Here is a 17,395-nt window from a genome sequence, read left to right on the forward strand (position 1 = left end):
TTCGTTCAAAGCGTTTATTTCTATTTTTTGAAAATAGAAATCGAATTTTTATATTTGAGTTATTTCTATTGATGAATTATCATTCAAGATTGCCTTTTATTGGATAAAAAATCGTCTAGTTGTTTTTTGAAGTACCAATAGCTTAATTTTTGATACTTAACTAAAACTAAGGAGCTTTTGTATGAATAAAGTTTTTAAAGTCATTTTCAATCATGCCACTCAAACTTGGGTTGTTGTATCTGAGCTTGCTAAAGGGCATGTTAAATCTTCTTCAAAATCAAAAACGCTGAATGAGTTATCGAAAAGTTTATTATGGCTATCAAAGCCGGTTACTGTTGGTCTAGTTGCTTCTTTTTTAACAATAGATTCATTCGCTGCAGTATATAAGAGAGCAACTTTAGATGCTGAAAATTATTATACTCCCGGCAATATGGGATCGGGAGGAGCCCATCACACAACAAAGATTTCCGGAGAAGTTCAAGGTGATGGCAATCAACCAACTGGGAACGGTACTACGTTATATGGAGGTAAAACCAGTGGTGCAGGTACGTCAGTTGCTATTGGTGCTGCCGCGAATTCCGGTGGTGTGGGTTCCGTTGCTGTCGGTACTACAGCAAGATCTACTGGACGGAATTCTTTGGCAATCATGCGACAATCCTATGCTGGAGGGGACTATTCCATTACTCTAGGTACTGCAGCCTCTACTCATAAAGCGGGGGCGATTGCTATTGGTAAGCATGCTTATGGCGGTGGAGAACGTGCAATCGTTATTGGGGCAAATACTGACGGAGCAGGAAAAAATGACGTTTATAACGCTAATAAAAATGCTCAAGTAAGTGCTGTAGACGGTATCGGCATTGGTACAAAAGTTAGAGTGAGCGGACAAACTGGTGTTGCAATTGGTCGGGAAGCCAATGTATCTGGAGAAGGTGGTATTGCAATTGGCTCATTAAGTATAGTAACCAAAGCAAGTTCCGCCGCTCTTGGTCGTAATGCACAAGCTACAGCTGATACAGCAACGGCGATTGGTTCGTCTGCCTCCGCTAGCGGAGAATCTTCCTTTGCTGGAGGTTCACTGGCCTCAGCTTCTGGACGTGATGCTGTTGCGCTTGGTTTAAACACCCAAGCAACTGGAGAGGATTCAACTGCGATAGGCGCATTTAGCCGTGCCTCTGCAAATAATGCTACTGCGGTGGGGATGAATACTTCGGTTAGTGGTGATGGTAGCTCTGCATTTGGTAGTGCGTCAACATCAACAGGTCCTCGTTCTTTAGCCTTAGGATATGGCGCAATTGCAAGCAATGCTGACTCAGTGGCATTAGGCAGTCACTCCAAAACAGAGTCTGCCCGCACTCAAAATGATGCAAAACAAATTTCTTTTAATTCTAAAGATAATGGTACTGCCGAATATTTTAATTTTACAGGTAATCATGATTTAGGTGTGGTTTCAGTTGGTAATTCCACTGCCGGTCGTCAAATTATTAATGTCGCTCCGGGACGAGTGAGTGCCGATTCGACCGATGCGATTAATGGCAGTCAGCTTTACTATGTTGCGAAAAACGGTGGCTTCAATATTCAAAAAAACGGTACGGAGACTTCCCGAATTAACAATAACGGCAAAGTGAATTTCCAAAATGGTACTTATACAACGGCGGTTGTTACGGATGGAGATAATAAAGCCGATGTGAAATTTGATGTCGTTACTCAAAATATTACGACAAATAATAGCGGTGTAACCAGCGTATCGGGCACAAGCGGTTTGGCTACGGCTAAAACGGTTTCGGATGCTATTAACAATGCACTCAATAATTCCGGTTTTATCCTTAAAGCGAATGGGGATAGCGGCGTACAGATTAAGCGGAACGGCTATATTGACATACAAAAAGGTAAAAATATTGATGTCACTCGTAATGATAAAACGATTACGATCAAAACCGTTGACAGCCCAAATTTTACCTCTGTCACCGCAACAGGTAACGTGCAAGCCGGCAGCGCGACTGTTAGTGGTGCTTTAACCGTGAACGGTCAATCTAACCTGAAAAATGTAAATGCAGAGAATTTTACCGCCGCAGGGAATGTAAATTTAGGCGGTAACGGAAAAACAATTAGCTTAGCAAGCGGTTCAACAATTAATGCTAACAATAATAAAATCAGTGGTATAAAAGCCGGAGAATCCACAACGGATGCGGTAAATAAAGGGCAATTAGACGCATTGGGAACCAGTTTAAATTCCAGCATGACAAGTTTGGCATCAAATTTGACCGCACTTAGTGCGAATCAATCGCTGAGCTTTAGTGGTGACAGTGGGAAAATTACCCGTAAAATGGGCGAAACATTGCAAATTGCAGGCGGTAATGGCACCGGCAGTTATTCAAATAAAAATGTGAAAACCGAAGCGACTGGCGGTAAGATTGAAATTAAAATTTCAGACAATCCTGAATTTACTACAATTAATACGACCGGCAATGCCAATATCGGTGGTAATTTAAACGTTAATGGTAGTACAACTTTAAAAGACCTGAATGCGAGCGGTAATACAACCCTGAAAAATGTAACCTTAGCAAGCGGATCAACATTTAATGCCGGAGGCAATCGTTTAACAAATGTAGGAACGGCGACATCAGATAATGATGCGACCACGCTGAGCCAGGTTAAAGGCTTAATTACTAATGCAACAACCAACGCTACAAATTTAAACAGTTCTAATTTAACAACCGGAAATGCAACCATTACAAATGGTACGATAGCCAACCTAAATTCAACTAACGGCACGATCACCAACTTGAATTCAACTAACGGCACGATCACCAACTTGAATTCAACTAACGGCACGATTACCAACTTGAATTCAACCAACGGCACGATTACCAACTTGAATTCAACCAACGGCACGATTACCAACTTGAATTCAACCAACGGCACGATCACCAACCTGAATTCAACTAACGGTACTATCACCAACCTGAATTCAACCAACGGTACGATTACAAACCTGAATTCAACCAACGGCACGATTACAAACCTGAATTCAACCAACGGCACGATTACAAACTTGAATTCAACCAACGGTACGATTACCAACTTAAATTCAACCAACGGTATGATTACCAACTTGAATTCAACCAACGGCACGATTACTAACTTGAATTCTACGAACGGTACAATCACTAATCTGAATTCAACCAATGCCACAATTGGTAAATTGAATGCAGGCGATATCACAGCAAATAATGGCACTTTCAACACAACCCTCGTATCTAAAGGAGAAACCACCTTATCGGGCAATACGACTATCGGTGGGGCAGGAAAAACCTTTAATATCACGAATGGTACCGCTGTGAATATGGGCGATAATGTGATTTCCGGTGTGGCAAATGGTACCAAAGCGACTGATGCGGTAAATAAAGGACAACTAGATGAATTAGCTAACAAACCGTTGAATTTTAGCGGAAACAGCGGCAACACAAGTAGTAAATTAGGTGAAACCTTAAATATTAGTGGTGCAGGAACAACAGCCGGTAATTACAATTCGAAGAATATTAAGACTGTCGTTACCAATGGCAAAGTAGAAATTCAAATTGCAGAAAATCCTGAGTTTGAAAATATTACGGCGAAAAACGCGAACGTTACAGAAACCTTGACTGCAAAAGATGCGAATGTAACCAATAACCTAACGGCGAAAAACGCGAACGTTGCAGAAACATTAACCGCAAAAGATGCGAATATAACCAATAATCTAACGGCGAAAAATGCGAACGTTACAGAAACATTAACCGCAAAAGATGCGAATGTAACCAATAACCTAACGGCGAAAAACGCGAACGTTACAGAAACCTTGACTGCAAAAGATGCCAATGTAACCAATAATCTAACGGCGAAAAACGCGAATGTTGCAGAAACCTTGACTGCAAAAGATGCGAATGTAACCAATAATCTAACGGCGAAAAATGCTAACATTACAGAAAAGTTAACCGCAAAAGATGCTGAAGTTACAGGAGCATTAAATACGAATGATCTAACCGCAAAAGGGAATGTGACTTTAGGTGGAGCGGGTAAACAAATTAAATTAGCGGATAATACAACCTTTGATGCCAATGGCAACCGTTTAACTAACATTGGTAATGCAACTGCGGATACCGATGCAACAACCTTAGCTGATGTTAAAGGCTTGATTACGAATGCAACAACCAATGCAACGAATATCAGTTCAACAAACGGTACGATTACCAACTTGAATTCAACCAACGGTACCATCACCAACCTGAATTCAACCAACGGTACGATTACTAACTTGAATTCGACCAACGGTACGATTACCAACTTGAATTCGACCAACGGTACGATTACAAACCTGAATTCGACCAACGGTACGATCACTAACCTGAATTCAACCAACGGTACGATTACCAACTTGAATTCGACCAACGGTACCATCACCAACTTGAATTCAACTAATGCCAATATTACTAAGCTCAATGCCGAAGATATCGTGGCAAATAATGGTACATTTAATACAACCCTTGTTTCCAAAGGTGAGACCACGCTATCTGGTAATACAACTATTGGCGGTGCGGGTAAACACTTTAATGTTACGAGCGGTACTACTGTCAATATGGGTAACAACGTTATTTCAGGCGTAGCGAATGGTACGAACTCAACTGACGCAGTTAATAAAGGTCAGTTAGATAAAGTAGCGGAAAATCTGACCGCACTTTCTAATAACCCACTAAACTTTACCGGAAATGACGGTAATACAAGTCGTAAATTAGGTGAAACCTTAAATATTACAGGTACAGCAAGTACAAAAGGTGATTATAGTTCGAAAAATGTGAAAACCGTTGTGACTGACGGTAAGGTGGAAATTCAAGTTGCTGAAAACCCAGAGTTTGCAAACATTACTGCGACAGGTAATGTTTCAGTTGGTGAGCAGTTAACTGCAAAAGATGCCAATGTAACTAATAACCTAACAACGAAAAATGCAAACGTTACAGAAACCTTGACTGCAAAAGATGCCAATGTAACCAATAACCTAACGGCGAAAAACGCGAACGTTACAGAAACCTTGACTGCAAAAGATGCGAATGTAACCAATAACCTAACGGCGAAAAACGCGAACGTTACAGAAACCTTGACTGCAAAAGATGCGAATGTAACCAATAACTTAACGGCGAAAAACGCGAACGTTACAGAAACCTTGACTGCAAAAGACGCTAATGTAACTAATAACCTAACGGCGAAAAACGCACAGGTTACGGGAACATTAACGACTAACGATTTTATTGCGAAAGGTGATGTAACCTTAGGTGGTACAGGTAAAACAGTCAAATTAGAAACGGGGAGTAAATTTGACGGCAATGGTGTTGTTTTAAGCAATATTGGCAAGGCTCAAAATGATACAGATGCAACAACTTTGGCTGATGTTAAAGGCTTGATTACGAATGCAACAACCAATGCAACGAATATCAGTTCAACAAACGGTACGATTACCAACTTGAATTCAACTAACGGTACCATCACCAACCTGAATTCAACCAACGGTACGATTACTAACTTGAATTCGACCAACGGCACGATTACCAACTTGAATTCAACCAATGGTACGATTACCAACCTGAATTCAACTAACGGTACAATTACCAACTTGAATTCGACCAACGGTACAATTACCAACTTGAATTCAACCAACGGTACCATCAGCAACCTGAATTCAACTAACGCCAATATTACTAAGCTCAATGCCGAAGATATTGTGGCAAATAATGGCACATTTAATACAACTCTCGTTTCCAGAGGTGAAACAACATTATCCGGTAATGCAACTATCGGTGGAGCGGGTAAAAATTTCTCTGTTGTGAATGGTACAACTATCAATATGGGGAATAATGTTGTTGGCGGTGTGGCAAACGGAACAAATGCAACTGATGCAGTTAATAAAGGTCAGTTAGATGCGGTATCAAAGAATTTAAGCAATTTAACAAATAACCCGTTAAGTTTTGTTGGTAACGAAGGTAATACTAGCCGTAAATTAGGTGAAACCTTAAATATTACCGGCAACGCAACAACAGCGGGAACTTATAGCTCGAAAAATGTGAAAACCGTTGTGACTGACGGTAAGGTGGAAATTCAAGTTGCTGAAAACCCAGAGTTTGAGACTTTGAACACAACAGGAAATATAAATATCGGTGGAAACCTAACTGTTGCAGGAGATAGTTTAACGAAAGGCAACGCAACCTTTGAGAAAGACATGCTAACCAAAGGTAATGCAACTTTCGAGAAAGATGTCACTGTAAATGGCACAACAACTACGAAAGAGTTGAATGTGACCAACAATGCAACAATCAATGGTGAGTTAACGACTAAAGGCAACGCAACCTTTGAGAAAGACACGCTAACCAAAGGCAATGCAACTTTCGAGAAAGATGTCACTGTAAATGGCACAACAACTACGAAAGAGTTGAATGTGACCAACAATGCAACAATCAATGGTGAGTTAACGACTAAAGGCAACGCAACCTTTGAGAAAGACACGCTAACCAAAGGCAATGCAACTTTCGAGAAAGATGTCACTGTAAATGGCACAACAACTACGAAAGAGTTGAATGTGACCAACAATGCCACAATCAATGGTGAGTTAACGACTAAAGGCAACGCAACCTTTGAGAAAGACATGCTAACCAAAGGCAATGCAACTTTCGAGAAAGATGTCACTGTAAATGGCACAACGACTACGAAAGAGTTGAATGTGACCAACAATGCAACAATCAATGGTGAGTTAACGACTAAAGGCAACGCAACCTTTGAGAAAGACACGCTAACCAAAGGCAATGCAACTTTCGAGAAAGATGTCACTGTAAATGGCACAACAACTACGAAAGAGTTGAATGTGACCAACAATGCAACAATCAATGGTGAGTTAACGACTAAAGGCAACGCAACCTTTGAGAAAGACACGCTAACCAAAGGCAATGCAACTTTCGAGAAAGATGTCACTGTAAATGGCACAACGACTACGAAAGAGTTGAATGTGACCAACAATGCAACAATCAATGGTGAGTTAACGACTAAAGGCAACGCAACCTTTGAGAAAGACACGCTAACCAAAGGTAATGCGACTTTTGAGAAAAATGTTACGGTTAACGGTACAACGACAACTCAAAATCTCAATGTAACAGGTAGTACAACGATTGGTAAGGATCTCACGGTTCAAGGTAACACAACTCTTGGAGGTACTAATACCAGCTTTACCATAGCCAACGGTACAAAAGTCAATATGGGCGGTAATGTTATTAGCAACATTGGTGAAGGAAATATCACGAGTGGCAGCTCTGATGCTGTAACGGGCGGTCAACTTTATACCACAATTCAAAACTTTAACAATATGACAGATAAAGGGATGAATTTTACGGGTAATGATGGTGTCATCGTTAATCGTAAATTAGGTGAGACCCTAACGATTAAAGGTAGCCTTGCTGATTCGAAGGAAGCAGATAGTAGCAATATTCGTACGATTTCCAATATAACAACCGGTGCTATTGAGATTTTGATGTCGAAAAACCCAGTATTTAATAATTTAACCGCAACAGGTAATGTAAGTATTGGTGGCGATTTAGGTGTAAATGGCACAACAACTACGAAAGAGTTGAATGTGACCAACAATGCAACAATCAATGGTGAGTTAACGACTAAAGGCAATGCGACTTTCGAGAAAGATGTCACTGTAAATGGCACAACGACTACGAAAGAGTTGAATGTGACCAACAATGCCACAATCAATGGTGAATTAACAACTAAAGGCAATGCAACCTTTGAGAGAGATACGTTAACCAAAGGCAATGCAACTTTCGAGAAAGATGTCACTGTAAATGGCACAACAACTACGAAAGAGTTGAATGTGACCAACAATGCCACAATCAATGGTGAGTTAACGACTAAAGGCAACGCAACCTTTGAGAAAGACATGCTAACCAAAGGCAATGCAACTTTCGAGAAAGATGTCACTGTAAATGGCACAACAACTACGAAAGAGTTGAATGTGACCAACAATGCAACAATCAATGGTGAGTTAACGACTAAAGGCAACGCAACTTTTGAGAAAGACATGCTAACCAAAGGCAATGCAACTTTCGAGAAAGATGCCACTGTAAATGGCACAACGACTACGAAAGAGTTGAATGTGACCAACAATGCCACAATCAATGGTGAATTAACAACTAAAGGCAATGCAACCTTTGAGAGAGATACGTTAACCAAAGGCAATGCAACTTTCGAGAAAGATGTCACTGTAAATGGCACAACAACTACGAAAGAGTTGAATGTGACCAACAATGCAACAATCAATGGTGAGTTAACGACTAAAGGCAACGCAACTTTTGAGAAAGACATGCTAACCAAAGGCAATGCAACTTTCGAGAAAGATGTCACTGTAAATGGCACAACAACTACGAAAGAGTTGAATGTGACCAACAATGCAACAATCAATGGTGAGTTAACGACTAAAGGCAATGCAACCTTTGAGAAAGATACGTTAACCAAAGGTAATGCAACCATTGAGGGAACGACCACAACCAAAGACTTAAACGTGACGAATAATGCCAATATTGTGAAAGATCTCACCGTTGGCGGAAATAGCACGGTTAAGGGTAATTCAACGATTGAGGGTGATAGCTTAACCAAAGGCAATGCAACTTTCGAGAAAGATGTCACTGTAAATGGCACAACGACTACGAAAGAGTTGAATGTGACCAATAATGCAGCAATCAATGGTGAGTTAACAACTAAAGGCAACGCAACTTTTGAGAGAGATACGTTAACTAAAGGTAATGCAACCGTTGAGGGAACGACTACGACCAAAGACTTAAGCGTGACAAATAATGCCGACATCAAGAAAGATCTCACCGTTGGCGGAAATAGTACGGTTAAAGGTGATTCTACTGTGGAAGGTAATAGTGTGGTCAGCGGTAGTGTTACGGTTGGACAAAATCTGACAGTACGCGGTTCCACAGTATTAGAAGACGTGACAATTAATAAATCGCTTAGCTTAGCTGATGGAGCGAAAATTGATTTAGGTAATTCCGATATTGAGGGTAACTTCAATATCTATGGAGAAACAAATAAGAAAACGCTCAGCAATGCCTTGGATCAATTACAGATGTCAGGTCCGTTAATTTATGTTGATCCTAAAACCAACAAAGATGTTCAAAAACGGACTGAAGTTCTGAGATTAAATAGCGGTTCGAACAAACCGGCTCGTCTAACGAATGTTGCTGATCCAATTGCGGCTAACGATGCGGTAAACTTAGGCTACTTAAATAAACAATTCTCGTTGAATATGGGAGAAGTACATAAGCGCATCAATAAAGTAGACCGTCGCTTACGTAGTGGTATCGCTTCTGCTGTAGCAATGAGTCTGTTACCACAATCCAACCGCGCCGGCGAAAGCATAATGAGTGTAGGGGGAGGTACTTATCGCGGAGCTTCGGCAATTGCCGTTGGTTATTCCCGTGTAAGTGATAGTGGTAGAATGATCATTAATGTCGGAGGCAGTGCTAATAATTCCGGTGATTATGCCGGCGGAGCAGCCATTGGTTGGAAGTTCTAACCCTTGTGAAGTGCGGTTGATGTTTTGATGTTTTCCGCACATCTCCTTAATGAAAATCCGGTTGGTTTAAACCAATCGGATTTTTTTATCTTCTTCCTTAGGTCTAATCCACTTGGGCTACGTGGCAATATCGACTTGATAGAATCCCAAAAAATACGGCGAATTTTGACCGCACTTTTTGTAAGGAGGTTAATTGTTGAATGCTTGGTTTATAAATTCACAGATCTATCGGCACTCTCGATAGTTGATTTTCTGTGAGCGACAGTCACCCTGGTTATCGCTAATTGAGCGATAGCTTGATTGATCTTTTTCTCATTGTCTTCATCTAAATGGCTAGTCGCTTCATCCATAAAGAGATTTAGTATCCGTATAAATTTTACGGTTCTTGTCAATTTGTTTGGTTAAATTTCCCAATGTTTCCTGTTGGTTGTCTTTTACCGGTTGAATAATATTATCTAACTTTTCAATTTGATCTTTAATCGCATTGATGGAATTAATCCCAACATTACCGCTATCGGTAATACGGTCAAGGGTAATTTTAAAAAGCGGGTCGCCTTTTTTTATCGGTTGATTAATTGTCACATAACGTTCGGAAATATAACCGGATTTTGATGCTGATAGGATAATTGGATGGGGTTGCATCACCACCTCACCTAAAATAGTTTCTCGGCGGGTGTAGCTCCCAAAGGTAATATAAATAATAAAAGAAGCCGTTATCAAAAAAGAGAAGAAAAATACAACCCATGCCGGTATTGATGACAATAGTACAGCAGTGCTTTTCCACTTTTGATGATCTAGGACCTCTTTTCTAAACATTTTTTTATTTCTATAAAAGCGAGGAATAGTATATTCCTAATATAAAGGTAATAACTAATAAAATATTAAAAAAATCTTAAAAACTGTTCTATTTTTACCATATCTATTAAAAAGGATCTTGGTAATAAAGAGAGAAAAGATGGATAAACTAAATAAAATGGGAGAAACACCTTGTAGCATAAACAAGGTGTTTATAAAAATAAATAGAGCAATAAAAAGTTTCCAATTTTTCACTATAATAAAACTATTTCTTATCAGCGATTCCAACTGTTGCACCACCTAAAAAACCAATTCGTGGCACTAAATATTTTGCAGCAGCGGAGCCTATTGGTCCGCCAACAACCTCGGATGTAGCTCCAACAGCAACACTGGTAGCAAATCCAGACCAAGTGAAGTTCCCTGATATTACAGAATTTCCAAGATAATCGGCTCCACCAATAAAAGCTCCTATTCCAGCACCAGCAGGACCAAAGGAACCTGAAACGACATTAATTTCTTGAGATGTTAATTCTTTCGTAATTTTATCCTCTATATTTATACAATGCCATAAAAATACCATAATGCTGAATATAGCAAACATACTGAAAGGTCTTGCAAAATCCTTCAACATAAAGGCAATGATAAATGCTACAACGCCAATGGTAATTTTTAACATTCTTTTACTATTACTAATTTTATCCTCCTTTTTATTTTACATAAGATAAATTTATTTCGTTAAGAATAGATTTAGGAAATTTATTGATTATAATAGATAAAGCTTTCCCAGAGTTAAATCCTTTATTATTAAATAACTAAATTTACTATTGACTAATTGCATGGACACGAAGGTTCTAACATAGTTATTAAATTAAAAAAGTGATCTACGTCACAAAAATATAATTTTTACAAATAAAATACAGTATTTCTTTACTGTTACATTCTAGTTTTCGGTTTCAAAAAGTATTTTAAAGACAATTCTAGATAATGATTTTGAGCCTATTGATGACACAACCAGTGATTTTTCGTGAGTCTCAGTTGAAATATAGTATTCGTATAATTTAAGCTGGTAGCAGGTTCTTCATCCAAAATTGTTTCCCATCGAGTGTAGCTCCCAAAGGTTATATAAAGAATAAAAGAAGCTGTTATCAAAAAAGAGAAGAAAAACATAACCCGAGCCGATATTGATGACAGCAGTAAAGCTGTGCTTTTCCACCTTTGATGATCTAGGGCTTCTTTTCTGAACATTAATATTAAAAATAACTATGGAAAAATATGTCTTCCCATTTTAGGATCAATATTCTTTATATGATTGTAAATGTCGCTTACCACCATGCCTCTTCCAACCTAATCAATAGTTTTGATGATACCACCGAAAAAAACCACCGCTTATATTTTGAATTTAATGATGACTTAACTCTTTCATTTTTTCTCCGTATTTTCTTATTAGACTCCATAAAATACCTAATGGTAAGCACCCCAAAAAAGCAATTAATGGACCATATTTGTTTAACAAGATAATAGCTAAAAATAATGCTACTATTTCAATTGCTCGCATTATATATTTAATTTTCATCAACTATCCTTCTTACTATAAATATCAATTTATAACGATTTTACTATACTGGTAAAAAATAAATATGAAACAATTTATTTTCACTTTTGTGATATTTGTCATAAAAAATCTACACTTCATAAATTAGAACCTTAGGTGTAGATTTAATACCCTCTCTAACAATTAAATCATCCCCTGTTATATTTATCTTTTTTCACGCATAGCTTTTAGCATTGAAAAACAAAATAAAATAAATATAGGTATAAACTTCACTGATAAACCAATAATAACTAAAGAAAAAATAACATCTATTAATGGATGAACAGTGAAAGTTACTGTATCCCTTATAAAAGATAAAAGCTTCAGGGCAATAAGACAGCTAAATGTATTTAAAAGCCAAATTGATATTTTCATAATTAGTCCGCCGGGATGTTACCGTTTTTTAACTCGGACGTAACATATCCTACATAATTATTTCCTACTTTATTGTAGTCAATCGAATCGTAGAAAACGTATCCGGCAACACTTCCAGCAACAGAAGCTGCCCATCCGAATTTATTTCCAACTATTCCTCCCACTGTTGTTCCTGGACCACCAAAAGGACCAAAATTGACAGGGTTCTCATATTTATAATCAGATTTATTTTGTTTGCTAGGATCAGGATCATCGCATTCTTCACACCAACTACCGCCGGAAACATAGACTAAGTCTTTTAGTGCTAATTCTTTTATATAAACCTCCTTAAGGTTTTAGGTTAGCAATAAATATAACCCTTATGATGAGAATCATTATCGTTTTATGTGAGTGCGGTTGTCAATTGGATTTGTATATTTTTTGTTAAAAGTTTGAGGTGCGTTACAAAATTGACTGTCTATTCAGCTAAATGAAGGTACAAAGTATTATTGTTCTAAGTCAGTTACCGCTATTTGTATTTCTGAAAATCCGATTGAATTTAACCGCACTTTGTATTTTTAAATAAAGAATTAGTTTTATGTTGATATTGGAAAGGTGAATATTTTAGCTTTGTGCTTTTGCCAAAATCGCTTTATGCTCTTTAATTAACGCCATAAAAGGTTGGGCGAAGCGTTCAAGTTTGATCGAACCCACGCCGTTAATTTGTAGCATTTCAATGTTGGAGGTGGGCATATATTGTGCCATTTCTTGCAGTGTGGCGTCATTAAATACGATATAAGGCGGAATGTTTTCTTTGTCGGCGATTTGTTTGCGTAAGAAACGTAGGCGCGCGAATAAATCTTTGTCGTAATTTGCCAATGTTACGCGTTGTGGGTTGCGGGCGATTTGGCGGATTGCAGAAATGCGTGGCTGTGCAAGTTCCAAGGTGGTTTCGCCTTTTAATATGGGTTTTGCACTTGCAGTGAGTTGGAGTGTGGTGTTGAAATCACCAATCACTTGTTGTACAAAACCAAGGTGAATGAGTTGACGAATCACAGATTGCCAATGCTCTTTGCTTTTATCTTTGCCAATACCATACACGCTGAGTTTGTCATGTTGGCGTTCAATAATTTTTTGATTGTGCATTCCCCGTAGTACGCTGATGACATATTGCGTACCGAAACATTGCCCGACACGATAAATCGTGGACATCACTTTTTGCGCATCCACTAAGCCATCATAGGTTTTTGGCGGATCGAGGCAAATATCGCAGTTATTACAAGGTGTTTGACGGTATTCACCGAAATAATTAAGTAGTACCAAACGGCGGCAGGTTTGGCTTTCGGCAAACTCACCGATTGCCTCTAATTTATGTTGCTCAATTTGGCGTTGTGCGCTTTCCGGTTTTTCTAACAGGATTTTTTGTAGCCAGGCATAATCCGCCGGTTCATAAAATAATACGGCTTCTGCCGGGAGATCATCACGTCCTGCTCTACCGGTTTCTTGATAGTAAGATTCAATGCTGCGTGGCAAGTCGAAATGCACCACAAAGCGTACATTCGATTTATTGATGCCCATTCCAAAGGCAATGGTTGCCACCACAATTTGCACGTTATCACGCTGAAAATCTTGTTGTACCCGTTCACGTTGGGCGGTTTCCATTCCGGCGTGATAAGCGGCAGCAGAAATGCCTTTATTGCGTAAACTTTCAGCGATTCGTTCCACCTTGCTACGGCTGTTGCAATACACAATGCCGCTTTTGCCCTTTTGAGCCGATACAAAACGGGTGAGTTGCTCCATTGGTTTGAATTTTTCTTCTAAGGTGTAACGAATATTCGGGCGATCAAAACTGCCGATATATTTATGCGGATTTTTGAGTTTGAGATGCGTGAGAATATCTTGCCGCGTGGCATAATCCGCCGTGGCGGTTAGTGCCATAATCGGGGCATTCGGAAAGCTGGCTTTTAAACCGCCCAGTTGGGTATATTCCGGGCGAAAATCGTGCCCCCATTGAGAGATACAGTGGGCCTCATCAATGGCGATAAAACTCACTTGGCGATAAGAAATCAGTTGAAAAAAGCTGTTTGTCATCACTTTTTCCGGTGAGACATAAAGTAGCTTGAGCTGTCCTGAAATAAGTTTATTTTGTACCTGTTGCTGCTGTTCCGCCGTCTGACTGGAGTTGAGAAAATCTGCCTCAATACCATTGGCTTGAAGTTGATCCACTTGGTCTTTCATTAAAGAGATTAAGGGAGAAATTACCAGCGTTAACCCGTCAAAACAGAGCGCGGGAATTTGATAGCAAAGCGATTTTCCATTCCCTGTCGCCATTACCACCAGCGTATCTTTCCCGTTCAGTGCGGCATTTATCACTTCTTCCTGCCCTTTGCGGAAAGATTGATAGCCGAACACCGAATTTAACACGGAAAGTGCGGTCGATTTTTCAGGTGTTTTTGGTGAGGGGGAAGATGCAAACATTTTAGAATCGAATGTTTTCGCCGTGAGCTGCACAGGTTTCGGTTAAGCGATCCCAAAAACGTTTTCCGTCATTAGAAATCCATTCGCCATTTTGAAAAGAAAAATGAAACCCTCCTAACTTGCCGGCAAGCCAAAGCTCAAGTAAGGGTTCTTGCTTATTAATCACGATTTGTGTGCGGTTGCCGAAAGTGATGGTGAATACCGAGCCTTGGATTTCACAATCCGCATCAGCGTCTTGTTCTTCTAATTCTTCTTCGATTTTTTGCCAAACTTGTTCAATATTTTGGTGAAATTCTGCAACATTCATAAAGTTTTTCCTTGTAAATCTGATAGAATGCGGCGGATTATAAAGCCTTTCGGTGGCTTTTTCCAACAATCCCGTAGGGTGATTGAATTATAAATTTACGCAAATTTTTATAGAGAATACACTCTACTTAAATGGAGAACTCAAAATGAAAAAATTACTATCCGTTTTATTGTTAAGTGCAATTTGTGTCTTAGCGACAGGTTGCGGTGTAAAAGGGCCGTTATATTTCCCTGAAAAAGAACAGGCACAGAAAAATCAATAATCAGATATTCCCTCATAAGGACGAGCAATGAATTTTTTCCAATATCAAGATGACAAACTCTATGCCGAGCAACTGCCGGTGCAGCAACTTGCGGAACAATTCGGCACGCCGCTTTATATTTATTCCCGTGCGACATTAGAACGTCACTGGCACGCCTTTGATTCGGCATTAGGAAATCATCCGCACTTGATTTGTTTTGCGGTGAAATCTTGTTCCAATATCGGAGTATTGAGCGTGATGGCGAAATTGGGATCGGGTTTTGATATTGTGTCGCAAGGGGAATTAGAACGAGTGCTTGCTGCAGGCGGAGATGCCTCAAAAGTGGTGTTTTCCGGTGTGGCGAAATCCCGTGAAGAAATTATGCGCGCTTTGGAAGTGGGGATTCGTTGTTTTAATGTGGAATCGGTTTCCGAGCTCAAACATATTAACCGAATTGCCGCCGAAATGGGGAAAATCGCCCCGATCTCGCTACGTGTCAATCCTGATGTTGATGCACACACTCACCCTTATATTTCCACAGGGTTGAAAGAAAATAAATTCGGCGTAAGTGTAGATGAAGCCCGTGATGTGTATAAACTGGCAGCCGATTTACCGAATGTGAAAATCACCGGTATGGATTGTCATATCGGTTCACAACTCACCGAATTACAACCTTTCTTAGATGCTACGGATCGCTTAATCCTATTGATGGAACAGCTCAAACAAGACGGCATTGTATTAATGCATTTAGACTTAGGCGGTGGCTTAGGGGTAACTTATACGGGTGAAAATCCGCCACACCCAAGCGAATATGCAAAGGCGTTGTTAGAAAAATTGAAAGATTATAAGGATCTTGAAATTATTCTTGAGCCGGGACGGGCGATTTCCGCTAACGCAGGGATTTTAGTGGCAAAAGTGCAATATCTAAAAAGCAACGAAAGCCGTAATTTTGCCATCACCGACACGGGAATGAACGATATGATTCGTCCGGCATTATACGAAGCCTATATGAATATCGTGGAAATTGACCGCACTTTAGCGCGCGAAAAAGCCGTTTACGATGTAGTCGGTCCCGTATGTGAAACCTCGGATTTCTTAGGTAAACAACGTGAATTAGCGATTGCCGAAGGGGACTATATTGCACAATGTTCTGCCGGTGCTTATGGTGCAAGTATGTCTTCTAATTATAATTCCCGCCCCCGTACGGCGGAAGTTTTGGTGGACGGGGATAAAGCACATTTAATTCGCCGCCGTGAAAGTTTACAAGAGCTTTGGGCGTTGGAGTCCGTTATTTAAACCAATTCGTAAAATTAATCACAGAAAAGTGCGGTCAAAAAACAGAGAGATTTTTTGTTATTATGAAGCGGTTACACAACGTGAAAAGCAGGGGACACAACTTGTTGCCCACCAGAAAATGTCAGATTGAAACGGTGGGCAAAAAATTTGCCCACCCTACAAAATCGTTATTTAACAATATTTGTGTAACAACTACACAATAATGAAAAAATAACTAAAATTTCAACCGCACTTTCCGTTATTCTTGATGTTTAAACTTCAATAAATCCCGCCGTTCTTTTTTATTTGGGCGGCGATCAGGGTGAGGCATTGAAAGCGCATTATTTTTTCTTGCCCACGCGGTTTCCTCACGTTTTTTTACGCTTTGTTCCGTTTCACGATAAAGTTTTTGGGCTTCGGGTGCACCGCGACGTTGATCGCTTAGTGCCAATATTTCTACTTCTTTTTCTTCGTTGCCTTGGCGTAATTTTAGGGTTGCACCCACTTCAACAAGTTTACTCACTTTGGCACGTTGTCCGTTGTAATGTACTTTTCCGCCTTCAATCATCGCTTTGGCGATACTGCGCGTTTTATAAAAACGGGCTGCCCAAAGCCATTTATCAAGTCTAACTTCTTTTTCTTCCATTCAAGATAGCCCTTTACGTAAAGTGAATTAAATTAAAACGGATGCAAAATCGCAAACTGAAGGCAATGCGCTGGACGTTTTTCAACTTAATTCACTATAATTTGTGGTAA

General features: G+C 39.6%; 10 protein-coding genes. 3 read left to right on the forward strand and 7 right to left on the reverse strand.

The window, feature by feature from the left end:
• The first annotated feature begins 181 nt into the window (after nucleotides 1–181).
• Entirely contained in the window at nucleotides 182–9,598 is a 9,417-nt protein-coding gene (locus IHV77_RS06625) for an ESPR-type extended signal peptide-containing protein (RefSeq protein ID WP_194811217.1), read from the forward strand.
• Nucleotides 9,599–9,940: 342 nt separating this feature from the next.
• Here IHV77_RS06625 and IHV77_RS06630 read toward each other — a convergent pair whose 3' ends face one another.
• From IHV77_RS06630 to cyaY, 6 genes are all read right to left on the reverse strand, one after another.
• Complete coding sequence (locus tag IHV77_RS06630) at nucleotides 9,941–10,240, reverse strand: HlyD family secretion protein (protein ID WP_194811218.1); 300 nt, start codon at nucleotides 10,238–10,240, stop codon at nucleotides 9,941–9,943.
• Between the two features lie 418 nt (nucleotides 10,241–10,658).
• A complete protein-coding gene (locus IHV77_RS06635; protein ID WP_194811219.1) occupies nucleotides 10,659–11,069 on the reverse strand; it encodes a hypothetical protein in 411 nt (136 codons plus the stop codon).
• 723 nt (nucleotides 11,070–11,792) lie between these two features.
• Complete coding sequence (locus tag IHV77_RS06640) at nucleotides 11,793–11,966, reverse strand: hypothetical protein (protein ID WP_194811220.1); 174 nt, start codon at nucleotides 11,964–11,966, stop codon at nucleotides 11,793–11,795.
• Between the two features lie 183 nt (nucleotides 11,967–12,149).
• Nucleotides 12,150–12,359, reverse strand: a complete 210-nt coding sequence (locus tag IHV77_RS06645; RefSeq protein WP_194811221.1) for a hypothetical protein — start codon at nucleotides 12,357–12,359, stop codon at nucleotides 12,150–12,152.
• Nucleotides 12,360–12,962: 603 nt separating this feature from the next.
• The gene (gene recQ / locus IHV77_RS06650) at nucleotides 12,963–14,816 is read right to left on the reverse strand and encodes a DNA helicase RecQ (RefSeq protein WP_194811222.1); all 1,854 of its coding nucleotides are present in this window, start codon (nucleotides 14,814–14,816) and stop codon (nucleotides 12,963–12,965) included.
• Nucleotide 14,817: 1 nt separating this feature from the next.
• Nucleotides 14,818–15,123, reverse strand: coding sequence for an iron donor protein CyaY (gene cyaY / locus IHV77_RS06655; protein WP_194811223.1), 306 nt, complete (start codon nucleotides 15,121–15,123; stop codon nucleotides 14,818–14,820).
• A 145-nt stretch (nucleotides 15,124–15,268) separates the two neighbouring features.
• Here cyaY and lptM point away from each other — a divergent pair, with 145 nt between their 5' ends.
• Entirely contained in the window at nucleotides 15,269–15,385 is a 117-nt protein-coding gene (gene lptM / locus IHV77_RS06660; RefSeq protein ID WP_194811224.1) for an LPS translocon maturation chaperone LptM, read from the forward strand.
• A 27-nt stretch (nucleotides 15,386–15,412) separates the two neighbouring features.
• Entirely contained in the window at nucleotides 15,413–16,660 is a 1,248-nt protein-coding gene (gene lysA, locus IHV77_RS06665; protein WP_194811225.1) for a diaminopimelate decarboxylase, read from the forward strand.
• A 238-nt stretch (nucleotides 16,661–16,898) separates the two neighbouring features.
• Here lysA and hslR read toward each other — a convergent pair whose 3' ends face one another.
• Nucleotides 16,899–17,285, reverse strand: a complete 387-nt coding sequence (hslR, locus tag IHV77_RS06670) for a ribosome-associated heat shock protein Hsp15 (RefSeq protein ID WP_194811226.1) — start codon at nucleotides 17,283–17,285, stop codon at nucleotides 16,899–16,901.
• Between the last annotated feature and the right edge of the window lie 110 nt (nucleotides 17,286–17,395).

The sequence above is a fragment of the Rodentibacter haemolyticus genome, assembly GCF_015356115.1.
Taxonomy (GTDB): domain Bacteria; phylum Pseudomonadota; class Gammaproteobacteria; order Enterobacterales; family Pasteurellaceae; genus Rodentibacter; species Rodentibacter haemolyticus.